This window comes from Pseudomonas fluorescens (assembly GCF_000730425.1).
Lineage (GTDB): Bacteria > Pseudomonadota > Gammaproteobacteria > Pseudomonadales > Pseudomonadaceae > Aquipseudomonas > Aquipseudomonas fluorescens_X.
On the sequence record NZ_CP008896.1, the window covers coordinates 1,339,242 to 1,365,657 of the forward strand.

Genomic DNA, 26,416 nt, shown 5'->3' on the forward strand with positions numbered 1-26,416 from the left:
TGATTTTTTTCAATAGGTTACACATGAATCCTGATATTCCTCTTCAACTTCTGGGCGGCATCACGGCACGGGAATTCCTGCGCGACTACTGGCAGAAAAAACCGCTGCTGATCCGCCAGGCCATCCCTGATTTCGAAAGCCCGATCGACGCCGACGAACTGGCCGGCCTGGCGCTGGAAGAAGAAGTCGAGTCGCGCCTGGTAATCGAGCACGGCGAGCGCCCATGGGAACTGCGCCGCGGCCCGTTTGCCGAAGATGCCTTCAGCACCCTGCCCGAGCGCGAGTGGACCCTGCTGGTGCAGGCGGTCGACCAGTTCGTGCCGGAAGTGGCCGAATTGCTGGAGCAGTTCCGATTCCTGCCAAGCTGGCGCATCGACGACGTGATGATCAGCTTTGCCGCCCCCGGTGGCAGCGTAGGCCCACACTTCGACAACTATGACGTGTTCCTGCTGCAAGCCCAGGGCAAGCGCAACTGGAAGATCGGCCAGATGTGCAACTCGCAAAGCCCGTTGCTGCAACACGCGGACCTGCGCATCCTCGCCGAATTCGAAGAAAGTGCCGAATGGGTGCTGGAGCCGGGCGATATGCTCTACCTGCCGCCACGCCTGGCGCACTTCGGTATCGCTGAAGACGACTGCATGACCTATTCGGTAGGCTTTCGCGCACCGAGCGCCGCGGAAGTGCTGACCCACTTCACCGACTTCCTCAGCCAGTACCTGACGGATGAAGAGCGCTACACCGACGCCGACGCCCAGCCCGTCAGCGACCCGCACCAGATCCAGAGCGACGCCCTCGACCGCCTGAAAAGCCTGCTGGCCGAGCACATGAGCGATGAGCGCATGCTGCTGACCTGGTTCGGCCAGTTCATGACCGAGCCGCGCTACCCGGAACTGGTCGCAGGCCCCGAAGAGCTGGCGCAGGATGAAGTGATCAGCAGCCTGGAAGACGGCGCAGTACTGATTCGCAACCCGAGCGCGCGCCTGGCCTGGTCGGAAGTGGACGACGACGTACTGCTGTTCGCCAGCGGCCAGAGCCGCTACCTGCCGGGCAAGCTGCGCGAGCTGCTGAAGCTGATCTGCGCTGCCGACGCCTTGCACGTCGACAACCTGGGGCCGTGGCTGGCCGATGAAGACGGCCGCGACCTGCTGTGCGAACTGGTCAAGCAAGGAAGCCTGGGGTTTGCCGATGAATAAAATTCACGTAAGTGTCGCAGACTGGCAAAAGGACATCGCCGAGATCCGGCGCATTCGTGAAGCGGTATTTATCGCTGAGCAATCGGTTCCACCCGAACTGGAATGGGACGCAGACGACGCCGGGGCCATGCACTTCCTCGCGTTCGAAGGCGACTTTCCCATTGGCACGGCTCGCCTGCTACCCAGTGGCGAAATCGGTCGCGTGTCTGTCCTCAAGGACTGGCGCGGGCTGAAGGTCGGCGACAAGTTGATGGAAGCGGTCATTGGCGAGGCCGAGAAGCGCGGCCAGACCCGCCAGTTCCTCAGCGCGCAGGTGTATGCCGCACCGTTTTATGAGCGGCTAGGGTTCAAGATCGTCAGCGGGGAATTCCTGGAAGTCGGGATTCCTCATGTTGATATGGAGCGCGAGGGCTGATCCAAGACCGAGTCGCTCCCATCGCAGGCAAGCCAGCTCCCACACTTGGAATGTATTCTCCTGTGGCAGCTGGCTTGCCTGCGATAGCGGTATCAGCAACACCCCAAAAGGCCCTGTCATCCACCGATGCCAGGGCCTTTTGCCGTCTAGGATTCAACTTGCGCCCCGCCAGGCCGATAAACTGGCACTATCAAGCCCAAATGACTTGCAGAGATAACGGACATGTCCCTACGCACCCTAGTCGCCAGCCTGTTCATGGCCATCAGTTTTTCGGCAATGGCGGCCACCGAAGTCCTGCCCCTGAACAACCGCACCAGCTCAGACCTGTTGCCCGTAGCACAGAATTTCATTGGCAAGGACGGCACCGTCAGCGCCTACGGTAATCAATTGATCGTCAATGCCGAGCCTGACAAAATCCAGGGTCTGCGCGCCCTGCTCGCACAACTGGACACTCCGTCCAAACGCTTGCTGATCACCGTTGACACTAACGAAAACAATCAGCAAACCAACCGCCAGGTCATCACCTACAGCACCGAAAGCCGCGAAGGCGGAGTCCAGCAGATCCAGGCCAGCGAAGGCGTGCCCGCACTGATCCAGGTCGGCCAGAGCGTGCCACTGACCACCACCCAGCCCGACGCCTATGGCCGTCCGCAAAACCAGACCCAGTACCGCAACGTCACCCAGGGCTTCTACGTCACCGCCAGCGTCACCGGCGAGACCGTACACCTGAGCATCAGCACCAATCGTGACCGAATGAGCCAGGAACGTCCCGATGTAGTGAATGTGCAAAGCACCGACACAACTGTCAGCGGACGCCTGGGCGAGTGGATCACCCTGGCCGGTATCAACCGCCAGACCCAGGCCGACAAACAGGGCGCAACCCGCACCTACTCGACCCAGGGCCGGGATGACCTGACACTGCGGGTCAAAGTCGACACCTTGAACTGAAGCACCAAAAACTGACTGATTAGTCGTATTAGACCAAAGATGTAGTGCCATAAAAAAAGCACTACAAAACATTTGACGATCCAAAAAAGCATGGGCATGATGGCCTCGCTCCCGCTAATCAGGGGCCCTGGCAAGGGCCTTCGGATCGCCGCTCCAAGCTACCCACCCGAGCCGATTCGTGTCTGTACCGCCCACAAGGTGTGTTTGACTTTGGTTGCGACTGGAACGAAGTTGTCCCGAGGGACGGAAGCTAACCAGGTAACCCGGCAACACACTGATGGATCGTACCAGGGCCCACGACGCCCGAAGACTGTTCTCGGCTCGCCTCTACCTGCTCACTTTCTCCCTTGAGCCTATCGTTCATCCCGTCGCCTTCCCCGCCAAGCACAACTTGACCGCCTAAGCTTCTGGTCAGCGAGCAGCCATTCCCACGCACTGAATACGTGGCTGGCAAACGGAATTTTCCACCCAGACCTATGCGACGAGGTTTTTCCCCATGGCACTGACACGCGAACAGCAAATTGCAGCCCTTGAAAAAGACTGGGCTGAAAACCCACGCTGGAAAGGCGTGACTCGCGCCTACTCCGCTGCTGACGTCGTCCGCCTGCGCGGCTCGGTTCAACCTGAGCACACCTTTGCAAAACTGGGCGCCGAGAAGCTGTGGAAGCTGGTTACCCAGGGCGCCAAGCCGTCCTTCCGTCCCGAGAAAGATTTCGTCAACTGCATGGGCGCCCTGACCGGCGGCCAGGCTGTGCAACAAGTCAAGGCCGGCATCCAGGCGATCTACCTGTCCGGCTGGCAAGTGGCTGCGGACAACAACTCCGCCGAGTCCATGTACCCTGACCAATCGCTGTACCCGGTGGATTCCGTACCCACCGTGGTCAAGCGCATCAACAACTCGTTCCGCCGCGCCGACCAGATCCAGTGGAAAGCCGGCAAAGGTCCGGGCGACGAAGGCTACATCGACTACTTCGCGCCAATCGTGGCCGACGCCGAAGCCGGTTTCGGTGGCGTACTGAACGCCTACGAACTGATGAAGAGCATGATCGAGGCAGGCGCTGCCGGCGTTCACTTCGAAGACCAACTGGCCTCCGTGAAAAAATGCGGCCACATGGGCGGCAAGGTACTGGTTCCGACCCAGGAAGCCGTACAAAAGCTGACCGCTGCGCGCCTGGCCGCTGACGTCGCCGGTACGCCAACCATTATCCTGGCCCGTACCGACGCCAACGCTGCTGACCTGCTGACATCGGACTGCGACCCGTACGACCAGCCGTTCGTGACTGGCGAGCGCACCCAGGAAGGCTTCTACAAGGTTCGTGCAGGCCTGGATCAAGCAATTGCCCGTGGCCTGGCCTACGCACCTTACGCCGACCTGATCTGGTGCGAAACCGCCAAGCCAGACCTGGACGAAGCCCGTCGCTTCGCCGAGGCGATCAAGAAGGAATATCCGGACCAACTGCTGTCCTACAACTGCTCGCCTTCCTTCAACTGGAAGAAGAACCTGGACGACGCAACCATCGCCAAGTTCCAGCGCGAACTGTCCGCCATGGGCTACAAGCACCAGTTCATCACCCTGGCCGGCATTCACAACATGTGGCACAGCATGTTCAACCTGGCGCACGACTACGCCCGCAATGACATGACCGCCTACGTGAAGCTGCAGGAGCAGGAATTCGCTGACGCCGCCAAAGGCTACACCTTCGTGGCGCACCAGCAGGAAGTGGGCACTGGCTACTTCGACGACATGACCACCGTGATCCAGGGCGGCTCCTCGTCCGTGACCGCGCTGACCGGTTCGACCGAAGAAGAACAGTTTCACTAAGTAGCCGAGTACACGGCCATTGCGGGCCCGATAGAAAGCTAACCGCAATGCCGCACGATCTGACGCCCCGACTGGTTCGGGGCGTTTTTTTTGCTCTGAGAAAACCCGCCCACCGCTGCGAAGATCAAAATGTGGGAGCGGGCTTGCTCGCGAAAGCGGTGTGTCAGTCAAAAAACTGCTGGCTGATGCGCCGCTTTCGCGAGCAAGCCCGCACCCACAATGAAAATGCGGTTAGCCTGATGTTTTTGCACAAAACCTTGATCCAGAGCGGTATTCGCTCAGGAAAAATCAGTTAAAAGTTGCGCGCTGGCAACTTGCGCCAAACGGGCAAGTAACAACAACTTTCCCCGCGATGCACTCAACATCCGCTTAAAACTCTTGCAAACAATATTCATTATCATTTAGAGCAACAAAACATCGTTACACGCCAAACAAAACATATTTGATGAAAATCAGGCTAATGCCCGCAGCGTCTGGGCTACAGCCCCATAAAGGTGCACTATGTCCTTATTTCAACGAATAATTTCGCTACAGGAATTTTACTTGCTAGGTGTTTAGCCATAAAATCACCGCGATTGATTGCGCTGCGACATATCGTCACTGCGCCATTACTTTTTCGAGCTCAGAGACCTTTGCTCTCTGTTAAGGATTTCCAGCATGACCGAAGCGACAGGACTCATGGCCCACAACTGGGGCTTTGCCATTTTCCTCCTCGGTGTTGTCGGCCTTTGCGCCTTCATGCTCGGTGTCTCCAGCCTTCTCGGGTCAAAAGCCTGGGGCCGCAGCAAAAACGAACCGTTCGAGTCCGGCATGCTACCTACAGGTGGTGCCCGCTTGCGGCTCTCAGCCAAATTCTATCTGGTCGCGATGCTGTTCGTGATCTTCGATATCGAAGCCCTCTTTCTCTTTGCCTGGTCTGTGTCCGTCCGCGAAAGCGGCTGGACCGGATTCGTCGAAGCTCTCGTTTTCATAGCAATTCTGTTGGCAGGCCTTGTCTACCTATTTCGAGTGGGCGCCCTTGACTGGGCTCCGGAAGCTCGTCGCAAGCGGCAAGCGAAGCTGAAACAATGAGGCTTTGGCGATGCAATACAATCTCACCAGGATCGACCCGGATGCTCCTAACGATCAGTACCCCATTGGCGAACGGGAAACCGTTTCCGATCCGTTAGAAGACCAAGTCCACAAAAACATCTACATGGGCAAGCTGGAAGACGTGCTGAGTGGCGCGGTCAACTGGGGGCGCAAGAATTCCCTGTGGCCGTACAACTTCGGCCTTTCGTGCTGCTACGTGGAAATGACCACCGCCTTCACGGCGCCCCACGACATCGCGCGCTTTGGCGCCGAGGTTATCCGGGCCTCGCCGCGCCAGGCGGATTTCATGGTTATCGCCGGCACCTGCTTTATCAAGATGGCGCCGATCATCCAGCGTCTCTACGAGCAAATGCTCGAGCCGAAGTGGGTTATTTCCATGGGTTCGTGCGCAAACTCCGGTGGCATGTACGACATCTACTCCGTGGTTCAGGGTGTGGACAAGTTCCTGCCCGTGGACGTCTACGTGCCTGGCTGCCCGCCCCGTCCTGAAGCATTCCTGCAAGGCTTGATGCTGCTGCAGGAATCGATTGGCAAGGAGCGTCGCCCACTTTCCTGGGTTGTCGGAGATCAAGGCGTATACCGCGCCGAGATGCCGTCACAAAAAGAACAGCGCCGCGAACAGCGTATTCAGGTCACCAACCTGCGCAGCCCCGACGAAGTCTGATCCAGAACCGCTTCTTTTATAGAACGAAAACCTGGCTTCATTCTTTACGTTGACCGAAAGCGATAAAAAACCATGACTACAGGCAGTGCTCGACGCATCCCGCCTTATAAGGCAGACGACCAGGATGTGGTCGTCGAACTCAATAACCGTTTTGGCCCTGACGCCTTTACCGCCCAGGCCACACGCACCGGTATGCCGGTGCTGTGGGTGGCGCGTGCCAAGCTCGTCGAAGTCCTGACCTTCCTGCGCAACCTGCCCAAGCCGTACGTCATGCTCTATGACCTGCATGGCGTGGACGAGCGTCTGCGTACCAAGCGCCAGGGGCTGCCGAGCGGCGCCGATTTCACCGTGTTCTATCACCTGATGTCGCTGGAACGTAACAGCGACGTGATGATCAAGGTCGCCCTCTCGGAAAGCGACCTGAGCATCCCGACCGTGACCGGCATCTGGCCAAACGCTAGTTGGTACGAGCGTGAAGTCTGGGACATGTTCGGCATCGACTTCCCGGGCCACCCGCATCTGACGCGCATCATGATGCCACCGACCTGGGAAGGTCACCCGCTGCGCAAGGACTTCCCTGCCCGCGCCACCGAATTCGATCCGTTCAGCCTCAACCTGGCCAAGCAGCAGCTTGAAGAAGAAGCGGCGCGCTTCCGTCCGGAAGACTGGGGCATGAAACGCTCCGGTACCAACGAGGACTACATGTTCCTCAACCTGGGCCCGAACCACCCTTCGGCCCACGGTGCCTTCCGCATCATCCTGCAACTGGACGGCGAAGAGATCGTCGACTGCGTGCCGGACATCGGCTACCACCACCGTGGTGCGGAGAAGATGGCCGAGCGCCAGTCCTGGCACAGCTTCATCCCGTACACCGACCGTATCGACTACCTCGGCGGCGTGATGAACAACCTGCCGTACGTGCTCTCGGTCGAGAAGCTGGCCGGCATCAAGGTCCCCGACCGCGTCGACACCATCCGCATCATGATGGCCGAGTTCTTCCGGATCACCAGCCACCTGCTGTTCCTGGGTACCTATATCCAGGACGTCGGCGCCATGACCCCGGTGTTCTTCACCTTCACCGACCGTCAGCGTGCGTACAAGGTCATCGAAGCCATCACCGGCTTTCGCCTGCACCCGGCCTGGTACCGCATCGGCGGTGTGGCCCACGACCTGCCGAACGGCTGGGAGCGCCTGGTCAAGGAATTCATCGACTGGATGCCCAAGCGTCTGGACGAGTACCAGAAAGCTGCCCTGGACAACAGCATCCTCAAGGGCCGGACCATCGGCGTTGCCCAGTACAACACCAAGGAAGCGCTGGAATGGGGCGTCACCGGTGCTGGCCTGCGTTCCACTGGCTGCGATTTCGACCTGCGCAAGGCGCGCCCGTACTCCGGCTACGAGAATTTCGAGTTCGAAGTGCCACTGGCGGCCAATGGCGATGCCTACGACCGCTGCATCGTGCGCGTCGAAGAAATGCGCCAGAGCCTGAAGATCATCGAGCAGTGCATGCGCAACATGCCGGCAGGCCCGTACAAGGCGGATCACCCGCTGACCACGCCGCCGCCTAAAGAGCGCACCCTGCAACACATCGAAACCCTGATCACCCACTTCCTGCAAGTCTCGTGGGGCCCGGTGATGCCGGCCAACGAGTCCTTCCAGATGATCGAAGCGACCAAGGGTATCAACAGTTATTACCTGACGAGCGATGGCGGCACCATGAGCTACCGCACCCGGATTCGCACCCCAAGCTTTGCCCACTTGCAGCAGATCCCTTCGGTGATCAAAGGCGAGATGGTCGCGGACTTGATTGCGTACCTGGGTAGTATCGATTTCGTTATGGCCGACGTGGACCGCTAAGCATGAACAGCACGCTTATCCAGACAGACCGTTTCACCTTGAGTGAAACCGAGCGCTCGGCCATCGAGCACGAGCTGCATCACTACGAAGACCCGCGCGCGGCGTCGATCGAAGCCTTGAAGATCGTCCAGAAGGAGCGTGGCTGGGTACCGGACGGCGCCCTCTACGCCATCGGCGAGATCCTCGGCATCCCCGCCAGCGACGTTGAAGGCGTGGCCACGTTCTACAGCCAGATCTTCCGCCAGCCGGTCGGCCGCCACATCATTCGCGTGTGCGACAGCATGGTCTGCTACATCGGTGGCCACGAATCGGTGGTCGACGCGATCCAGAGCAAGCTGGGCATCGGCCTGGGCCAAACCACCCCGGACGGCCGCTTCACGCTGTTGCCGGTGTGCTGCCTGGGCAACTGCGACAAGGCGCCGGCGTTGATGATCGACGACGACACATTCGGTGACGTGCAGCCTGCTGGCGTGACCCAATTGCTCGAGGGCTACCCATGACCCTGACTTCCTTCGGCCCGGCGAACCTGATCAAGCGTTCGCCCGAAACCCATCCCCTGACCTGGCGCCTGCGTGACGACGGCGAACCGGTATGGCTTGACGAATACCAGGCCAAGAACGGTTACGCCGCCGCGCGCAAAGCCTTTGCCGACATGGCTCAGGATGACATCGTCCAGACCGTGAAAGACGCAGGCCTCAAAGGCCGCGGCGGTGCAGGCTTCCCCACTGGTGTGAAGTGGGGCCTGATGCCCAAGGACGAATCCATCAACATCCGCTACCTGCTGTGCAACGCGGATGAAATGGAGCCCAACACCTGGAAAGACCGCATGCTGATGGAGCAACTGCCCCATCTGCTGATCGAAGGCATGCTGATCAGTGCCCGCGCGCTGAAAACCTACCGTGGCTACATCTTCCTGCGTGGCGAGTACACCACCGCCGCCAAGCACCTGAACCGTGCCGTGGAAGAAGCCAAGGCCGCAGGCCTGCTGGGCAAGAACATCCTGGGTTCGGGTTTCGACTTCGAGCTGTTCGTGCACACCGGCGCCGGGCGTTATATCTGCGGTGAAGAAACCGCACTGATCAACTCCCTCGAAGGCCGCCGCGCCAACCCGCGCTCCAAGCCGCCCTTCCCTGCCGCCGTGGGCGTGTGGGGCAAGCCTACGTGCGTTAACAACGTCGAGACCCTGTGCAACGTGCCGGCGATCATCGCCGACGGCGTGGACTGGTACAAATCCTTGGCCCGCGAAGGCAGCGAAGACATGGGCACCAAGCTCATGGGCTTCTCCGGCAAGGTCAAGAATCCTGGGCTGTGGGAACTACCGTTCGGCGTGACCGCCCGCGAGCTGTTTGAGGACTATACCGGTGGCATGCGTGACGGTTACACCCTCAAGGCCTGGCAGCCAGGCGGTGCCGGCACCGGTTTCCTGTTGCCCGAGCACCTGGACGCACAAATGTATGCCGGCGGCATCGGCAAGGTGGGCACCCGGATGGGTACCGGCCTGGCGATGGCGGTGGACAACACCGTGAACATGGTCTCGCTGCTGCGCAACATGGAGCAATTCTTCGCTCGCGAGTCCTGTGGTTTCTGCACACCGTGCCGCGATGGCCTGCCATGGAGCGTCAAGCTGCTGATGGCCATCGAGAAAGGCGAAGGCCAGCCGGGGGATATCGAGACCCTGCTGGGCCTGGTCGGCTTCCTCGGCCCTGGCAAGACCTTCTGTGCTCACGCACCGGGCGCCGTGGAGCCACTGGGCAGTGCAATCAAGTACTTCCGCTCGGAGTTCGAAGCCGGCATCGCGCCCAAAAGCGCCGCCGTCCCGCCTCTGGCGAAGCCGATCGTAGTCGGCGCGTAACGCTTCAAGAAGCGAAGGGTCCGTGCCCTTCGCTTTGTCATGTGCTGACGCCTTGAAGGCTGTGTTGATGCACATGAATAACAAGATTCCATTAGCCACGCCCGCTGACAACGGGCCAACGAAGAACTTTGAACCATGGCCACTATCCACGTAGACGGCAAAGCGCTCGAAGTCGATGGGGCAGACAACCTGTTACAGGCGTGTCTGTCACTAGGCCTCGACATCCCGTATTTCTGCTGGCACCCCGCGCTTGGTAGCGTCGGCGCCTGTCGCCAGTGCGCGGTCAAGCAATACACCGACGAGAATGACACCCGTGGTCGTATCGTCATGTCCTGCATGACCCCAGCCACCGACAACACCTGGATCTCCATCGACGATGAAGAATCCAAGGCGTTCCGCGCCAGTGTCGTTGAATGGCTGATGACCAACCACCCCCACGACTGCCCGGTCTGTGAGGAAGGCGGTCACTGCCACCTGCAAGACATGACGGTGATGACCGGCCACAACGAGCGCCGTTATCGCTTCACCAAGCGTACCCACCAGAACCAGCAACTGGGCCCGTTCATTTCCCACGAAATGAACCGCTGCATCGCCTGCTATCGCTGTGTACGCTTCTATAAAGACTACGCTGGTGGCACCGACCTCGGCGTATTCGGCGCCCACGACAACGTGTACTTCGGTCGCGTTGAAGACGGCGTGCTCGAAAGCGAGTTCTCCGGCAACCTCACCGAGGTCTGCCCGACCGGTGTGTTCACCGACAAGACCCACTCCGAGCGCTACAACCGCAAGTGGGACATGCAGTTCGCGCCGAGCATCTGCCATGGCTGCTCCAGCGGTTGCAACATTTCCCCGGGCGAACGCTACGGTGAACTGCGTCGCATCGAAAACCGCTTCAACGGTTCGGTCAACCAGTACTTCCTGTGCGACCGTGGTCGCTTCGGCTATGGCTACGTCAACCGCGAAGACCGCCCTCGCCAGCCGTTGCTGGCCGATGGCGCCAAGCTGAGCCTGGATGATGCGCTAGACAAAGCTGCCGACCTGCTGCGCGGGCGCAACATTGTCGGTATCGGCTCGCCGCGTGCCAGCCTCGAAAGCAACTACGCGTTGCGCGAGCTGGTGGGTGCCGAGCACTTCTATTCCGGTATCGAAGCCGGCGAGCTGGAGCGCATCCGCCTGGTCCTGCAGGTGCTCAATGACAGCCCGCTGCCAGTTCCGAACATGCGCGACATCGAAGACCACGACGCCATCTTCGTGCTCGGTGAAGACCTGACCCAGACCGCCGCGCGCATTGCCCTGTCTCTGCGCCAGTCGGTCAAAGGCAAGGCTGAAGAAATGGCCGACGCCATGCGCGTCCAGCCTTGGCTCGACGCCGCCGTGAAAAACATCGGCCAGCACGCGCTGAACCCACTGTTTATCGCAAGCGTCGCTGAAACCAAGCTTGATGACATCGCCGAAGAGTGCGTCCATGCGGCGCCAGACGATCTGGCGCGCATCGGTTTCGCCGTGGCCCACGCCCTCGACGCCAGCGCGCCTGCCGTCGAAGGCCTGGACACTGAAGCTGGCGCACTGGCCCAGCGCATCGCTGATGCACTGCTGGCAGCCAAGCGTCCACTGATCATTGCCGGTACCTCCCTGGGTTCCAAGGCGCTGATCGAAGCCGCCGCCAACATCGCCAAGGCCTTGAAGCTGCGCGAGAAGAACGGTTCCATCAGCCTGGTCGTGCCGGAAGCCAACAGCCTTGGCCTGGCCATGCTTGGTGGCGAATCCGTGGACGCAGCCCTGCAAGCGGTGACCGACGGCAAAGCCGACGCCATCGTGGTGCTGGAAAACGACCTGTACACCCGCACCGATGCCGCCAAGGTTGACGCCGCGCTCGACGCCGCCAAGGTGCTGATCGTTGCCGACCACCAGAAGACCGCCACCAGCGGCCGTGCCCACCTGGTCCTGCCAGCCGCCACCTTCGCCGAAGGCGACGGTACCCTGGTCAGCCAGGAAGGTCGCGCCCAGCGCTTCTTCCAGGTGTTCGACCCGAAGTACATGGACGCCAGTATCCTGGTTCACGAAGGCTGGCGCTGGTTGCATGCCCTGCGCGCGACCTTGCTGAACCAGCCGATCGACTGGACCCAGCTCGACCACGTCACCGCAGCCGCCGCCGCGAGCGCACCGCAACTGGCACGTATCGTCGACGCCGCACCATCTGCCGCCTTCCGTATCAAGGGCATGAAGCTGGCCCGTGAACCGCTGCGTTACTCCGGTCGCACTGCCATGCGTGCCAACATCAGCGTGCACGAACCGCGTACCCCGCAAGACACCGATACCGCCTTTGCCTTCTCCATGGAAGGTTACTCCGGGTCGGCCGAGCCGCGTCAGCAGGTGCCATTTGCCTGGTCGCCGGGCTGGAACTCACCGCAAGCCTGGAACAAATTCCAGGACGAAGTCGGTGGCCATATCCGCGCTGGCGACCCGGGCACCCGCCTGATCGAAAGCAAAGGTGACTCGCTGAACTGGTTTGCTGCCGTACCGCGTCCGTTCAACCCGGCCCAGGGTACCTGGCAGGTTGTGCCGTTCTTCCACCTGTTCGGCAGCGAAGAAAACTCTTCCAAGGCCGCACCGGTACAAGAGCGCATCCCGGCCGCCTACGTTTCCCTAGCCAAGTCCGAAGCCGACCGCCTGGGCGTCAACGACGGTGCCCTGCTCAGCCTGAACGTGGCCGGCCAGACCCTGCGTCTGCCGCTGCGCATCAACGAAGAGTTGGGCGCCGGCCTGGTTGCACTGCCCAAAGGCATCGCCGGCATTCCACCGGCAATCTTTGGCAAAACCGTTGACGGTCTGCAGGAGGCAGCGCAATGACCTGGTTCACCCCTGAAGTGATCGACGTGATCATTGCGGTCCTCAAGGCCATCGTGATCCTGTTGGCCGTGGTCGTCGCGGGCGCCCTGCTCAGCTTCGTCGAGCGTCGCCTGCTGGGCTGGTGGCAGGACCGTTACGGTCCGAACCGCGTTGGCCCGTTCGGTATGTTCCAGATCGCTGCCGACATGCTGAAAATGTTCTTCAAGGAAGACTGGACCCCGCCGTTTGCCGACAAGGTGATCTTCACCCTGGCACCGGTCGTGGCCATGAGCGCCTTGCTGATCGCCTTCGCGATCATCCCGATCACCCCGACCTGGGGCGTGGCGGACCTGAACATCGGCTTGCTGTTCTTCTTCGCCATGGCCGGTCTGTCGGTCTACGCGGTGCTGTTCGCCGGCTGGGCCAGTAACAACAAGTTCGCCCTGCTGGGCAGCTTGCGGGCATCGGCCCAGACCGTGTCCTACGAAGTGTTCATGGGCCTGGCGCTGATGGGCATCGTGGCGCAGGTCGGCTCGTTCAACATGCGCGACATCGTCGAGTACCAGGCGCAGAACCTGTGGTTCATCATTCCGCAGTTCTTCGGTTTCTGTACCTTCTTCATCGCGGGCGTGGCCGTGACTCACCGTCACCCCTTCGACCAGCCGGAAGCGGAACAGGAACTGGCCGACGGCTACCACATTGAATACGCCGGCATGAAATGGGGCATGTTCTTCGTCGGTGAGTACATCGGCATCATCTTGATCTCGGCCCTGCTGGTCACGCTGTTCTTCGGCGGCTGGCACGGCCCGTTCGGCATCCTGCCGCAGTTGGCGTTCTTCTGGTTCTTCCTGAAGACCGCATTCTTCATCATGTTGTTTATCCTGCTGCGCGCGTCCATTCCGCGCCCACGATACGACCAGGTGATGGATTTCAGCTGGCGCTTCTGCCTGCCGCTGACCCTGATCAATTTGCTGGTGACGGCTGCCGTTGTGTTGTTGAACACGCCAGCGGGCGCGGTTCAGTGAGGATTTGACCCATGTTCAAATATATTGGCGACATCGTTAAGGGTACCGGTACCCAGTTGCGAAGCCTGGTGATGGTTTTCGGCCATGGCTTTCGCAAACGCGACACCCTGCAATACCCGGAAGAAGCGGTGTACCTGCCGCCGCGCTATCGCGGCCGCATCGTGCTGACCCGCGACCCCGATGGCGAAGAACGTTGCGTAGCCTGCAACCTGTGTGCCGTGGCGTGCCCGGTTGGCTGTATCTCCCTGCAGAAAGCTGAAACCGAAGACGGTCGCTGGTACCCGGACTTCTTCCGCATCAACTTCTCGCGCTGCATTTTCTGCGGCCTCTGCGAGGAAGCTTGCCCGACCACCGCAATCCAGCTGACACCGGATTTCGAGATGGCCGAGTTCAAACGTCAGGACCTGGTGTACGAGAAAGAAGATCTGCTGATCTCTGGTCCCGGTAAAAACCCTGATTACAACTTCTATCGTGTTGCAGGTATGGCCGTTGCCGGTAAGCCGAAAGGCGCCGCACAAAACGAAGCCGAGCCGATCAACGTGAAGAGCTTGCTGCCTTAAGGAAGAAAGATGGAATTCGCTTTCTATTTCGCATCGGGTATTGCAGTGGTGTCCACACTTCGCGTGATCACCAACAACAACCCCGTGCACGCCCTGCTCTACCTGATCATTTCGCTGATCGCCGTGGCCATGACTTTTTTCAGCCTCGGCGCACCGTTTGCCGGTGTCCTGGAAGTGATCGCCTACGCTGGCGCCATCATGGTGCTGTTCGTGTTTGTGGTGATGATGCTCAACCTCGGGCCGGCCTCGGTCGCCCAGGAGCGCGTCTGGCTCAAGCCCGGCATCTGGCTCGGCCCGGTGATCCTGGCGGCCCTGCTGCTGGGTGAACTGCTGTATGTACTGTTCGCTCACCAGAGCGGCCAGGCCATCGGCCACACCACCGTAGACGCGAAGGCCGTGGGCATCAGCCTGTTCGGCCCGTACCTGCTGGTGGTCGAACTGGCGTCGATGCTGCTGCTCGCTGCAGCCGTCACCGCCTTCCACTTGGGCCGCAACGAAGCCAAGGAGCAATGACGATGCCTGCTATCCCCTTGGAGCATGGTCTGGCGGTCGCCGGCATCCTGTTCTGCCTTGGCCTGGTCGGCCTGATGGTTCGCCGTAACATTCTGTTCGTGTTGATGAGCCTGGAAATCATGATGAACGCCGCAGCACTGGCCTTCATCGTCGCAGGTGCACGTTGGGGCCAGCCGGATGGACAAGTCATGTTCATCCTGGTGATCAGCCTGGCAGCCGCCGAGGCCAGTATCGGCCTGGCGATCCTGCTGCAACTGTATCGTCGCTTCCACACGCTTGATATCGACGCTGCCAGTGAGATGCGCGGATGAACATGATCTTTCTGACTTTCGTATTCCCCCTGATCGGTTTTCTGCTGCTGTCGTTCTCCCGTGGACGCTGGTCGGAAAACCTCTCGGCCCTGGTCGGCGTGGGTTCCATTGGCCTGTCGGCGATTGTCGCCGCCTACGTCATCTGGCAATTCAACGTCGCGCCGCCGCAAGCCGGTCACTACACCCTGGTGCTGTGGCAGTGGATGGCCGTCGAGGGCTTCAAGCCTGACTTCGCCCTCTACGTCGACGGCCTGTCGATCACCATGCTTGGCGTGGTGGTAGGCGTGGGTTTCCTGATCCACCTGTTCGCGTCCTGGTACATGCGCGGTGAGGCCGGTTATTCGCGCTTCTTCGCCTACACCAACCTGTTTATCGCCAGCATGCTGTTCCTGGTGCTGGGCGATAACCTGTTGTTCCTGTACTTCGGCTGGGAAGGCGTGGGCCTGTGCTCGTACCTGTTGATCGGTTTCTACTACAGCAACCGCAACAACGGTAATGCGGCGCTCAAGGCGTTTGTCGTGACCCGGATCGGCGATGTGTTCATGGCCATCGGCCTGTTCATCCTGTTCCAACAGGTGGGCACGCTGAATATCCAGGAACTGCTGGTGCTGGCACCGCAGAAATTCCAGGTCGGCGACTTCTGGATCACCCTGGCGACCCTGATGCTGCTGGGTGGCGCTGTCGGTAAATCGGCACAACTGCCACTGCAAACCTGGCTGGCAGACGCCATGGCCGGTCCTACCCCGGTGTCGGCACTGATCCACGCCGCCACCATGGTGACCGCCGGTGTCTACCTGATCGCCCGTACCCACGGCCTGTTCACCCTGGCGCCGGAAATCCTGCACCTGGTGGGCCTGGTAGGCGGCGTGACCCTGGTGCTGGCCGGCTTCGCCGCGCTGGTGCAGACCGACATCAAGCGCATCCTCGCCTACTCGACCATGAGCCAGATCGGCTACATGTTCCTGGCCCTGGGCGTCGGCGCCTGGGACGGCGCGATCTTCCACCTGATGACCCACGCCTTCTTCAAGGCCCTGCTGTTCCTGGCCTCCGGTGCGGTGATCGTTGCCTGCCACCACGAGCAGAACATCTTCAAGATGGGCGGCCTGTGGAAGAAATTGCCGCTGGCCTACGCCAGCTTCATCGTCGGTGGTGCCGCGCTCGCAGCCCTGCCACTGGTGACCGCAGGTTTCTACTCCAAAGACGAAATCCTCTGGGAAGCCTTTGCCAGCGGTAACCAAGGCCTGCTGTACGCCGGCTTGGTAGGTGCGTTCATGACCTCGCTGTACACCTTCCGCCTGATCTTCATCACGTTCCACGGTGAAGCCAAGACCGAAGCCCACGCAGGCCACGGCATCTCCCACTGGCTGCCCCTGTCGGTGCTGATCATCCTGTCGACCTTCGTCGGCGCCATGATCACCCCGCCGCTGGCTGGCGTACTGCCACAAAGCGTCGGGCATGCCGGCGGTGACGCCAAGCACAGCCTGGAAATCGCCTCGGGCGCCATCGCCATCGCCGGTATCCTGCTGGCGGCCATGCTGTTCCTCGGCAAGCGTCGCTTCGTCACTGCCGTGGCCAACAGTGGCATTGGTCGCTTCCTTTCGGCCTGGTGGTTCGCTGCCTGGGGCTTCGACTGGATCTACGACAAACTGTTCGTCAAGCCTTACCTTGCGATCAGCCATGTACTGCGCAAAGACCCGCTCGACCAGACCATCGGTTTGATCCCGCGTGCCGCCAAGGCCGGTCACACCGCCCTGAGCCGCACCGAGACCGGCCAATTGCGTTGGTATGCAGCTTCCATGGCGGCCGGTGCCGTGCTGGTGATCGGCGCCATCGTAGTGGTAGCGGTCTGATATGAACTTTGCGAACTTGCGAAAGGAAACGAGCCCGTCATGATTCTGCCCTGGCTAATCCTGATCCCCTTTATCGGCGGCCTGCTCTGCTGGATGGGTGAACGCTTCGGCGCCACCCTGCCCCGCTGGATTGCGTTGCTGACCATGTCCCTGGAACTCGCACTCGGCCTCTGGCTGTGGGCCCATGGCGACTATTCATTTGCTCCGGCACCGGGTGTCGATCCAACCTTCGCGCTTGAATTCAAGCACGTCTGGATCGAACGCTTCGGCATCAACGTGCACCTGGCCCTCGATGGGCTGTCGCTGTTGATGATCCTGCTGACCGGCCTGCTGGGTATCCTCTCGGTACTCTGCTCCTGGAAAGAAATCGAGCGTCACGTGGGCTTCTTCCACCTGAACCTGATGTGGATCCTGGGCGGCGTTGTCGGCGTGTTCCTCGCCCTCGACCTGTTCATGTTCTTCTTCTTCTGGGAAATGATGCTGGTGCCGATGTACTTCCTCATCGCGCTCTGGGGTCACAGTTCTTCGGACGGCAAGAAAACCCGGATCTACGCGGCGACCAAGTTCTTCATCTTCACCCAGGCTTCCGGCCTGATCATGTTGGTGGCGATCCTGGGCCTGGTACTGGTCAACTTCAACAACACCGGCGTGATTACCTTCAACTACGCCGACCTGTTGAAAACCAAGATGTCGATGACCACCGAGTACATCCTCATGCTCGGTTTCTTCATCGCCTTCGCGGTGAAGCTGCCAGTGGTGCCGTTCCACTCCTGGCTGCCTGACGCTCACGCCCAGGCACCCACGGCGGGTTCCGTGGACCTGGCCGGTATCCTGTTGAAGACAGCGGCCTACGGCCTGCTGCGTTTCGCCCTGCCGCTGTTCCCGAATGCTTCGGCCGAGTTCGCGCCGATTGCCATGACCCTGGGTCTGATCGGGATCTTCTACGGTGCGTTCCTCGCTTTCGCCCAAACCGACATCAAGCGTCTGATTGCCTTCTCGTCCGTTTCCCACATGGGTTTCGTACTGATCGGCATCTACTCCGGCAGCCAGCTGGCGTTGCAAGGCGCGGTGATCCAGATGTTGGCCCACGGTGTATCGGCAGCTGCGCTGTTTATCCTCAGTGGCCAACTCTACGAGCGCCTGCACACCCGTGACATGCGTGAAATGGGCGGCATCTGGTCGCGTATCGCTTACCTGCCGGCGATCAGCCTGTTCTTTGCCGCAGCGTCCCTGGGCTTGCCAGGCACCGGTAACTTCGTCGGTGAGTTCCTGATCCTGATGGGTAGCTTCGTCAGTGCACCCTGGATCACTGCGATTGCCACCTCCGGCCTGGTGTTCGGTTCGGTCTACTCGCTGATCATGATTCACCGCGCCTACTTCGGCCCGACCAAGTCGGACGCCGTCCTCAAAGGGATGGATGCTCGCGAACTGATCATGGTGCTCGGCCTTGCGGTACTGCTGGTGTATATCGGCGTGTATCCGCAACCGTTCCTCGACACCTCTGCCGCCACGATGCATGGCGTGCAGCAGTGGTTGAGCACCGCCTTCACTCAACTCGCTTCGGCCCGGTAAGAGCGCTATGGAATTCACGATCCAACACTTTATCGCGCTTGCGCCGCTGCTGATTACCAGCCTCACCGTTGTGGTGGTGATGCTGGCAATCGCCTGGCGCCGCAATCACTCACAGACGTTCCTGCTGTCGACTGCAGGCCTGAACCTGGCCTTGCTGTCGATTATCCCGGCACTCAAGGTCGCCCCGCTGGCGGTGACCCCGCTGGTCATGATCGATGACTTCGCACTGCTGTACACCGCGTTGATCCTCGTTGCGACACTGGCCTGCGTCACCCTCGCCCATGCCTACCTCGGCGAAGGCGGCACCGGCTACCCGGGCAACCGCGAAGAGCTGTACTTGCTGATCCTGCTGGCTGCGGCCGGCGGTATCGTGCTGGTCAGCGCGCAACACCTGGCCGGTTTGTTCATCGGCCTGGAACTGCTGTCGATCCCGACCTACGGCCTGGTGGCCTACGCCTTCTTCAACAAGCGCTCCCTGGAAGCCGGCATCAAGTACATGGTGCTGTCGGCCGCCGGTTCCGCGTTCCTGTTGTTCGGTATGGCCCTGCTCTACGCCGAAGCCGGCAGCCTGAGCTTCAGCGGAATCGGCCACGCCCTGGCCGCCACCAGCATGCCTGCGCCGATTGCCCAACTGGGCCTGGCCATGATGCTGATCGGCCTGGCATTCAAGCTGTCGCTGGTACCGTTCCACCTGTGGACCCCGGACGTGTACGAAGGCGCCCCGGCGCCAGTGGCCGCGTTCCTGGCTACCGCGTCGAAGGTGGCCGTGTTTGCGGTGATGGTGCGTCTGTTCCAGATCTCCCCTGCCGCCAACACCGGCGTGCTGAGCGACGTGCTGACCGTGATCGCCATTGCGTCGATCCTGTTCGGCAACCTGCTGGCCCTGACCCAGAACAACCTCAAGCGTCTGCTGGGCTATTCATCCATCGCGCACTTCGGCTACCTGTTGATTGCCCTGGTGGCAAGCAAGGGCCTGGCGGTGGAAGCCATCGGTGTGTATCTGGTCACCTACGTGATCACCAGCCTCGGTGCGTTCGGGGTGATCACCCTGATGTCCTCGCCTTACAAAGGCCGTGACGCCGACGCCCTGTACGAATACCGCGGCCTGTTCTGGCGCCGTCCGTACCTGACCGCCGTACTGACCGTGATGATGCTGTCCCTGGCGGGTATCCCGCTGACCGCAGGTTTTATCGGCAAGTTCTACATCGTCGCTACCGGTGTGCAAGCCCACGAATGGTGGCTGGTGGCATCCCTGGTACTGGGCAGCGCCATCGGCGTGTTCTATTACCTGCGGGTGATGGTCACCCTGTACCTGATCGAGCCAAACCTGCGCCGTGTGGACGCCGAACTGCACTGGGAACAGAAAGCCGGCGGCGTGATGCTGCTGGCCATTGCCCTGCTGGCGTTCTTCCTGGGTGTCTACCCACAGCCGTTGCTCACCCTGGTGCAGCATGCGGTGATGGCGGGTTGATTACTTAGGTTCAAGCAGTAAACAGAACGGCACCTTTGGGTGCCGTTTTGCGTTTCTGGGGGGGAGATATGCGGTGCCACCACTGCCGCCATCGCGGGCAAGCCAGCTCCCACACTTGATCGCGTTCATTCTTTGGAATACGGCCCAATGTGGGAGCGGGCTTGCCCGCGATGGCGATCGAACAGACACCACAAAAAACGGCACCTCAAGGTGCCGTTTTGCTATCCCTCCTCCCTCACTTACGCGCCGCCTCCCACGACTTGAGCAAGTCCGCATAGTTCACGGTTTCACCCTTGGGCTTTTCGTTCGCCAACTTCGGCTTCGGCGCACCCGGCTGGTCGAACCAGTATTGGGCATCGCGCTCGGGGTTCATCTTCGGCCCGCAGATCGGCTGCACTTTGGAGCGCTCCAGGCGCGCCATGATGGCGTCCTGGTCCTTAGCCAGGCCATCCAGCGCCTGTTGCGGGGTCTTTTCGCCGCTGGCGGCTTCCGAGATATGGCTCCACCACAGCTGGGCCAGGCGAGGATAATCCGGCACGTTGGTGCCGGTCGGTGTCCATTGCACCCGCGCCGGGCTGCGATAGAACTCCACCAAGCCACCGAGTTTCGGCGCCAGGTCGGTCATGGCCTGGGAGTTGATGTCGGACTCGCGAATTGGCGTCAAGCCGACGATGGTTTTCTTCAACGACACGGTTTTCGACGTGACGAACTGCGCATACAGCCAAGCCGCCAGTTTCTGCTTCTCAGGCGTGGACTTGAGGAATGTCCAGGAGCCCACGTCCTGATACCCCAGTTTCATCCCCTCCTCCCAATACGGGCCACGTGGCGATGGCGCCATACGCCATTTCGGTGTGCCATCGGCGTTCATCACCGGCAGGCCGGGTTTGGTCATGTCGGCGGTAAAAGCGGTATACCAGAAAATCTGCTGCGCGATGTTGCCTTGGGACGGCACCGGCCCGGACTCGGAGAAGGTCATACCCGCTGCTTCCGGTGGTGCATAAGCGCGCATCCAGTCGACATACTTCTGCGTGGCAAACACGGCAGCCGGGCCATTCGTGTCGCCGCCTCGGGTCACGCTGGACCCAACCGGGTGGCAATTCTCGACCCGAATCCCCCATTCGTCCACGGGCAAACCATTGGGCAGGCCCTTGTCGCCACCACCGGCCATGGAGAACCAGGCATCAGTAAAACGCCAGCCAAGGGATGGGTCTTTCTTGCCGTAGTCCATATGCCCGTACACGCGCTTGCCGTCGATTTCCTTGACGTCTTCGCTGAAGAACTTGGCGATATCCTCATAGGCCGACCAGTTCACCGGTACGCCCAGTTCATAGCCGTATTTCTCCTTGAACTTTGCCTTGAGGTCGGCGCGCTCGAACCAATCGGCACGGAACCAGTACAGGTTGGCGAATTGCTGGTCGGGCAACTGATAGATCTTGCCGTCCGGCGCAGTGGTAAACGAGATACCAATGAAGTCCTTGAGGTCCAGAGTCGGCGAGGTGAAGTCCTTGCCTTCATTGGCCATCAGGTCGGTGATGGATTCGGTCTTGCCATAGCGAAAGTGCGTACCAATCAGGTCGGAATCGTTGACCCAACCGTCATAGATATTCTTGTCCGACTGCATTTGGGTCTGTAGTTTTTCCACCACGTCGCCTTCCTGCAGCAGGTCGTGGGTCAGCTTGATCCCGGTGATTTCACTGAAAGCCTTGGCCAGCACCTTGGATTCGTACTCGTGGGTGGTGAGGGTTTCCGACACCACATTGATCTTCATCCCACGAAACGGCTCAGCCGCCTTGATAAACCACTTCAACTCTTCAAGTTGCTGGGCTTCGCTGAGGGTGGACGGTTTGAACTCGCTGCCGATCCATTTTTTCGCGGCATCCTCATAGGCATCGGCCCAGGCCGCAGCACTCAGGCCACTGAGTGCCAAGACGGCGGCCAATGAAATGCTATGTCGCAGCTTATTGTTTTTATCGAACATAGAGACCTCCTGGTTGGTTTAAAACGGGGCACGTCAACGCCACCTCTCCTACAGGGGGCAGGCGATCACATCAGCCCCAACGCATCACAGACAACAGCCACACCACAGACAGCGCGGACGCCACCCAGATGCTCCAGCCGGTAACGCCGATCACCAGCAGATGCAGGTAGGCGCTCCCGAGAAGACCGATAAACAAGCGATCACCACGGGTGGTGCTGATCGGTAACAAACCGCGCCGGGGGATGCTCGGCGAGCGTAGTTCCCAGGTGGTCATGCCCGCCAGTAATAGGGCAATCGACGCAAAGAACAGCGCAGTCGGGGTGGTCCAGGCCATCCATTCCATCATCGTTTCCTCAGACCCGGCCCAGGGCAAAGCCCTTGGCCACATGGTTGCGAACAAACCAGATCACCAGCATGCCCGGCAGGATCGTCAGCACCCCGGCGGCGGCCAGCACGCCCCAGTCAATTCCGGAGGCTGACACGGTGCGGGTCATCACGGCAGCAATCGGCTTGGCATTGACGGACGTCAGCGTGCGCGCCAGCAGCAGTTCGACCCAGGAAAACATAAAGCAGAAAAACGCCGTGACACCGATCCCCGAACCAATCAGCGGGATAAAGATCTTCACAAAAAACTTCGGAAAGCTATAACCATCAATGTAGGCCGTTTCGTCGATCTCCTTGGGCACCCCGGACATAAAGCCTTCCAGGATCCACACCGCCAGCGGCACGTTAAACAGGCAATGGGCCAGGGCCACAGCGATATGGGTATCGAACAGGCCAATGGACGAATACAACTGGAAAAATGGCAACAGGAACACCGCCGGCGGTGCCATACGGTTGGTCAGCAACCAGAAGAACAGGTGCTTGTCGCCCAGGAAGCGATAGCGCGAAAACGCGTAGGCAGCCGGCAGCGCCACCGTCAGGGAAATCACTGTGTTCAGGCTCACGTAATACAGCGAGTTGAGATACCCGGTGTACCAACTGGGGTCGGTGAAGATCACCTTGTAATTGGCCAGGGTGAAATCCTGCGGAAACAGCGTCAGGCCGCCGAGGATTTCGGTGTTGCTCTTGAAGGACATGTTCAGCAGCCAGTAGATCGGCACCAGCAGGAACAGGATGTAGATCAGCAGCGGAATAACCTTGCGCTTACTCATGTTGGCGGCCTCAGCGATTGGCGTCGGAGTGGGTCATAGCGGTGTAGAACAGCCAGGACACCAACAGGATGATCAGGAAATACACCAGGGAAAACGCGGCAGCCGGGCCCAGGTCGAATTGACCGACAGCCATCTGGGTCAGGGTCTGGCTGAGGAAAGTCGTTGCATTACCAGGTCCCCCCCCCGTCAATACAAACGGCTCGGTGTAGATCATGAAACTGTCCATGAAGCGCAGCATCACCGCGATCAGCAGCACGCTCTTCATCTTGGGCAACTGGATATGTCGGAATACCGCCCAGGCCGACGCCCGGTCAATCCGCGCTGCCTGGTAGTACACATCCGGTATCGCCCGCAGCCCCGAGTAGCACAGCAGCGCCACCAGGGACGTCCAGTGCCACACATCCATTACCAGCACCGTGACCCAGGCGTCCATGGTGTTGGCAGCATAGTTGTAGTTGATGCCCATGGCATTGAGGCTCGACCCCAGCAGGCCAATATCGGCACGGCCGAAGATCTGCCAGATGGTGCCGACCACGTTCCACGGGATCAGCAGCGGGATGGCCATCACAATCAGCACCAGGGATGACCAGCGGCCTCTGGTGGGCATGGTCAGGGCGATGGCAATGCCCAGGGGGATCTCGATCAACAGCACACATGCCGAATAAATGAACTGGCGCAATAACGAGTCATGCAGGCGTGGGTCCAGCAGCACTTGCTTATACCAATCGGCCCCGACGAAATAGCGGCTGGACTGATCGAAAATGTCCTGCACCGAGTAGTTGACCACGGTCATCATCGGGATCACCGCGCTGAACGCCACCAGCAGGAACACCGGCAATACCAGCCACCAGGCCTTGTTGTTCTGCACCTTATTCATAGCCGCGCCTCCAGCAGGTAATCGTCGGCATACACCATCAGCCATTGCGCCGGAAAACTGATGGATGCGCGCCCCTCGGGCACTGGCTTGTCTTCGGCCAGGCGCACTTTCAACGGCGTGCCATCGAGGTTGAGGGTCAGGATCTTATAGGTGCCCAAGTCTTCGACATGTATGACGTCGGCCTGCAACGCGTCGGGATTGGGCTCATCCCATACATGGATAAACTCTGGACGAATGCCGACCTGGAGTTTCTTGTAGTCCGTCTGCGAAAGCTGCCGTTGCTGCATCTCGGACAACGCCAGATGTGTCCCGGCAAACCGCACCCCACCGGCATCGACCTGCACTTCAATCAGGTTCATCCCAGGGCTGCCGATGAAATAGCCGACAAAGGTATGGCTGGGACGCTCGAATAGCTCCCGTGGCGTGCCGAACTGCACAATCTGCCCGCCGTACATCACCGCGATCTTGTCGGCAAAGGTCGAAGCCTCCAACTGATCGTGGGTGACATAGACCATGGTGATATTGAACTGTTCGTGGATCTGCTTGAGCTTGCGCCGCAGCTTCCACTTCAGATGCGGGTCGATCACCGTCAGCGGCTCATCGAACAGGATCGCCGAGACGTCATCGCGCACCAGCCCACGGCCCATCGAGACTTTTTGCTTTTCATCGGCGCTGAGGTTGCGGGCTTTTTTGCCCAGCAGGTTCTGCAGGTCGAGCACTTCGGCAATTTCCTGCACCTTGCTGTGCACTTTCGCCTCGGCCATGCCCTGGTTACGCAGGGGGAATGCCAGGTTGTCGAACACCGTCATGGTGTCGTAGACCACCGGGAACTGGAACACCTGGGCGATGTTGCGTTTTTCCGGGGTCAGCTCATTCACGACCTTGCTGTCGAACAGCACCTGGCCTTCCGAAGGGCTGAGCAGGCCGGAGATGATGTTGAGCAGGGTTGACTTGCCACAACCGGAGGGACCGAGCAATGCGTAGGCGCCGCCCTGCTCCCAGACGTGGTTCATTTCGCGAATGGCGTAGTCTTCAGGCCCTGCGGGTGTAGGACTGTAGCTATGCGCCAGGTTCTGCAAATGGATCTCGGCCATCAGGCAACCCTCGCGACACGACGTCCGGGGGCCTGGACCAAACGGCCCTGGCCATCGAACACAAACAGTTTATGGGTCGGAATGTAGATCCGGATCGGCGCGTCCACGTCGTACTCGTGTACCCCCGGCAGGTGCAAAACCAGCAGGAAATGCTCGCTGCGCACATGCAGGAAGGTTTCCGAGCCGCTGATCTCCGCCACTTCCACGGTCACCGCCAACTCCAGGTCATCGTCGTTACTGGGCACCAGGCTGATATGGCTGGGGCGCACGCCAAAACGGAACTGGCCCTCGCCAATCGGCCGCAGGTCCACATTCAACGGGAAGTGCACATCGTTGGCGAAACTCACTTCATTACCGCTGATACGCCCCGGCATCAGGTTGATCGGCGGTTCGGAAAACAGCTCGGCCGCCAGCACCGTCTGCGGTTGGTGGTAGACCTCGGCGGCCTTGCCGCTCTGGATCACCCGGCCCTCATGGAGGATGGTCGTGGTGCCGCCCAGCGCCAGGGCTTCATTGGGCTCGGTGGTGGCATAGATGGCAATGGTATTGCGAGCCTTGAACAGCTCGCGCATTTCCTGACGCAGCTCTTCGCGCAGTTTGTAGTCCAGGTTCACCAGGGGCTCGTCAAACAGAATCAGCTCGGCATCCTTGACCAGCGCCCGGGCCATGGCCGTGCGTTGCTGCTGACCACCGGACAGCTCCAGTGGATGGCGTTGCAGGAACTTCTCGATGCGCAGCATCTTCGCGGTTTCCAGCACTTTGCTCTGGATCAGTTCGTTGGCTACCCCGGCCTGGCGCAGGGGCGAGGCGATGTTCTCGAACACCGTCATGGTGGGGTAGTTGATGAACTGCTGGTACACCATCGACACATTGCGCAAACGCACCGGCTTGTGGGTGACGTCCACACCGTTCATCAGGATGCGACCATTGTCTGGCTTGTCCAGGCCGGCCATCAGCCGCATCAGGCTGGTCTTGCCGGACAGCGTACGGCCCAGCAACACATTGAAGGAACCGGCTTCGAAACGCAGGTTGGCATCATCGATCCAGGTCTGGCCTTCGACGACACGGGTCACATGTTCCAGGGTCAATGACATGACACGCCCTTTTTTATTGGAATTGTTCTCCCTGGGGCAGAGCGAGTTTCGTGCCAATGATAAAAAGTGGCTGTCTAGCAATGACTTAAGCAAAACCTGTGCGCAATGCTGAACAGAAATGAACATTCACAACTGAACAATTGAACAACCGCCGGGTTGACAATGAACAGTTCTGAACAACACTGAGTAAGCTCAGCAACACCGCTCCTCTTGTAGGAGCCGGCTTGCCGGCGATGGCGTCCGTG

General features: G+C 60.1%; 24 protein-coding genes. 18 read left to right on the forward strand and 6 right to left on the reverse strand.

The genetic code is table 11. The features are described 5' to 3' along the window. Positions 1-23 precede the first annotated feature (23 nt). The 18 genes from HZ99_RS05575 (at position 24) to nuoN (ending at position 19,974) form a co-directional block, all read left to right on the forward strand. Positions 24-1,193, forward strand: coding sequence for a cupin domain-containing protein (locus tag HZ99_RS05575; protein WP_038441747.1), 1,170 nt, complete (start codon positions 24-26; stop codon positions 1,191-1,193). Next, positions 1,186-1,608 carry a GNAT family N-acetyltransferase gene (locus HZ99_RS05580; protein ID WP_029293368.1) on the forward strand — a complete coding sequence of 141 codons (423 nt, stop codon included), beginning with the start codon at positions 1,186-1,188 and terminating at the stop codon, positions 1,606-1,608. The genes HZ99_RS05575 and HZ99_RS05580 overlap by 8 nt, the downstream gene beginning before the upstream one ends. 222 nt (positions 1,609-1,830) lie before the next feature. After that, complete coding sequence (locus HZ99_RS05585) at positions 1,831-2,556, forward strand: secretin N-terminal domain-containing protein (RefSeq protein WP_038441748.1); 726 nt, start codon at positions 1,831-1,833, stop codon at positions 2,554-2,556. A gap of 496 nt (positions 2,557-3,052) precedes the next feature. After that, positions 3,053-4,378 (forward strand): isocitrate lyase, encoded by a 1,326-nt coding sequence (aceA, locus tag HZ99_RS05590; protein WP_038441749.1) that lies wholly within the window; start codon positions 3,053-3,055, stop codon positions 4,376-4,378. Between the two features lie 47 nt (positions 4,379-4,425). Beyond that, on the forward strand, positions 4,426-4,674 hold the full coding sequence (locus HZ99_RS28390; protein WP_144243155.1) for a hypothetical protein: 249 nt from the start codon (positions 4,426-4,428) through the stop codon (positions 4,672-4,674). 361 nt (positions 4,675-5,035) lie between these two features. After that, positions 5,036-5,449, forward strand: coding sequence for an NADH-quinone oxidoreductase subunit A (locus HZ99_RS05595; RefSeq protein ID WP_003219575.1), 414 nt, complete (start codon positions 5,036-5,038; stop codon positions 5,447-5,449). Positions 5,450-5,459: 10 nt separating this feature from the next. Next, a complete protein-coding gene (locus tag HZ99_RS05600) occupies positions 5,460-6,134 on the forward strand; it encodes a NuoB/complex I 20 kDa subunit family protein (RefSeq protein ID WP_038441750.1) in 675 nt (224 codons plus the stop codon). A gap of 72 nt (positions 6,135-6,206) precedes the next feature. Beyond that, the gene (gene nuoC / locus HZ99_RS05605) at positions 6,207-7,991 is read left to right on the forward strand and encodes an NADH-quinone oxidoreductase subunit C/D (RefSeq protein WP_038441751.1); all 1,785 of its coding nucleotides are present in this window, start codon (positions 6,207-6,209) and stop codon (positions 7,989-7,991) included. A 2-nt stretch (positions 7,992-7,993) separates the two neighbouring features. Further along, positions 7,994-8,491 (forward strand): NADH-quinone oxidoreductase subunit NuoE, encoded by a 498-nt coding sequence (nuoE, locus tag HZ99_RS05610; protein ID WP_038441752.1) that lies wholly within the window; start codon positions 7,994-7,996, stop codon positions 8,489-8,491. After that, a complete protein-coding gene (gene nuoF, locus HZ99_RS05615; protein WP_038441753.1) occupies positions 8,488-9,843 on the forward strand; it encodes an NADH-quinone oxidoreductase subunit NuoF in 1,356 nt (451 codons plus the stop codon). Before nuoE ends, nuoF begins: the two co-directional genes overlap by 4 nt. 135 nt (positions 9,844-9,978) lie before the next feature. Continuing rightward, positions 9,979-12,693, forward strand: a complete 2,715-nt coding sequence (nuoG, locus tag HZ99_RS05620; protein WP_038441754.1) for an NADH-quinone oxidoreductase subunit NuoG — start codon at positions 9,979-9,981, stop codon at positions 12,691-12,693. Then, positions 12,690-13,697 (forward strand): NADH-quinone oxidoreductase subunit NuoH, encoded by a 1,008-nt coding sequence (nuoH, locus tag HZ99_RS05625; RefSeq protein WP_038441755.1) that lies wholly within the window; start codon positions 12,690-12,692, stop codon positions 13,695-13,697. The genes nuoG and nuoH overlap by 4 nt, the downstream gene beginning before the upstream one ends. Before the next feature lie 11 nt (positions 13,698-13,708). Then, a complete protein-coding gene (gene nuoI, locus HZ99_RS05630; protein ID WP_003174725.1) occupies positions 13,709-14,257 on the forward strand; it encodes an NADH-quinone oxidoreductase subunit NuoI in 549 nt (182 codons plus the stop codon). 9 nt (positions 14,258-14,266) lie between these two features. Beyond that, positions 14,267-14,770, forward strand: coding sequence for an NADH-quinone oxidoreductase subunit J (gene nuoJ, locus HZ99_RS05635; protein ID WP_038441756.1), 504 nt, complete (start codon positions 14,267-14,269; stop codon positions 14,768-14,770). Between the two features lie 2 nt (positions 14,771-14,772). Next, a complete protein-coding gene (nuoK, locus tag HZ99_RS05640; RefSeq protein ID WP_003174727.1) occupies positions 14,773-15,081 on the forward strand; it encodes an NADH-quinone oxidoreductase subunit NuoK in 309 nt (102 codons plus the stop codon). Beyond that, the gene (nuoL, locus tag HZ99_RS05645) at positions 15,078-16,931 is read left to right on the forward strand and encodes an NADH-quinone oxidoreductase subunit L (RefSeq protein ID WP_038441757.1); all 1,854 of its coding nucleotides are present in this window, start codon (positions 15,078-15,080) and stop codon (positions 16,929-16,931) included. The genes nuoK and nuoL overlap by 4 nt, the downstream gene beginning before the upstream one ends. A 39-nt stretch (positions 16,932-16,970) precedes the next feature. Next, positions 16,971-18,503: an NADH-quinone oxidoreductase subunit M gene (gene nuoM, locus HZ99_RS05650; RefSeq protein WP_029293337.1), complete on the forward strand. Its 1,533-nt coding sequence runs from the start codon at positions 16,971-16,973 to the stop codon at positions 18,501-18,503. A 7-nt stretch (positions 18,504-18,510) separates the two neighbouring features. After that, on the forward strand, positions 18,511-19,974 hold the full coding sequence (gene nuoN, locus HZ99_RS05655) for an NADH-quinone oxidoreductase subunit NuoN (protein WP_038441758.1): 1,464 nt from the start codon (positions 18,511-18,513) through the stop codon (positions 19,972-19,974). Between the two features lie 235 nt (positions 19,975-20,209). Here nuoN and HZ99_RS05660 read toward each other — a convergent pair whose 3' ends face one another. The 6 genes from HZ99_RS05660 to HZ99_RS05685 all read right to left on the reverse strand — a co-directional run bounded on the left by HZ99_RS05660 (position 20,210) and on the right by HZ99_RS05685 (position 26,171). Then, a complete protein-coding gene (locus HZ99_RS05660) occupies positions 20,210-21,952 on the reverse strand; it encodes an extracellular solute-binding protein (protein ID WP_038441759.1) in 1,743 nt (580 codons plus the stop codon). Between the two features lie 70 nt (positions 21,953-22,022). After that, complete coding sequence (locus HZ99_RS05665; protein ID WP_038441760.1) at positions 22,023-22,295, reverse strand: DUF2160 domain-containing protein; 273 nt, start codon at positions 22,293-22,295, stop codon at positions 22,023-22,025. Positions 22,296-22,305: 10 nt separating this feature from the next. Beyond that, the gene (locus HZ99_RS05670) at positions 22,306-23,106 is read right to left on the reverse strand and encodes a carbohydrate ABC transporter permease (protein WP_017735079.1); all 801 of its coding nucleotides are present in this window, start codon (positions 23,104-23,106) and stop codon (positions 22,306-22,308) included. A gap of 10 nt (positions 23,107-23,116) precedes the next feature. Beyond that, a complete protein-coding gene (locus HZ99_RS05675; protein ID WP_038441761.1) occupies positions 23,117-23,983 on the reverse strand; it encodes a carbohydrate ABC transporter permease in 867 nt (288 codons plus the stop codon). Beyond that, positions 23,980-25,077: an ABC transporter ATP-binding protein gene (locus tag HZ99_RS05680; protein WP_038441762.1), complete on the reverse strand. Its 1,098-nt coding sequence runs from the start codon at positions 25,075-25,077 to the stop codon at positions 23,980-23,982. Before HZ99_RS05680 ends, HZ99_RS05675 begins: the two co-directional genes overlap by 4 nt. Further along, positions 25,077-26,171 (reverse strand): ABC transporter ATP-binding protein, encoded by a 1,095-nt coding sequence (locus HZ99_RS05685; protein WP_038441764.1) that lies wholly within the window; start codon positions 26,169-26,171, stop codon positions 25,077-25,079. Before HZ99_RS05685 ends, HZ99_RS05680 begins: the two co-directional genes overlap by 1 nt. Positions 26,172-26,416 lie beyond the last annotated feature (245 nt).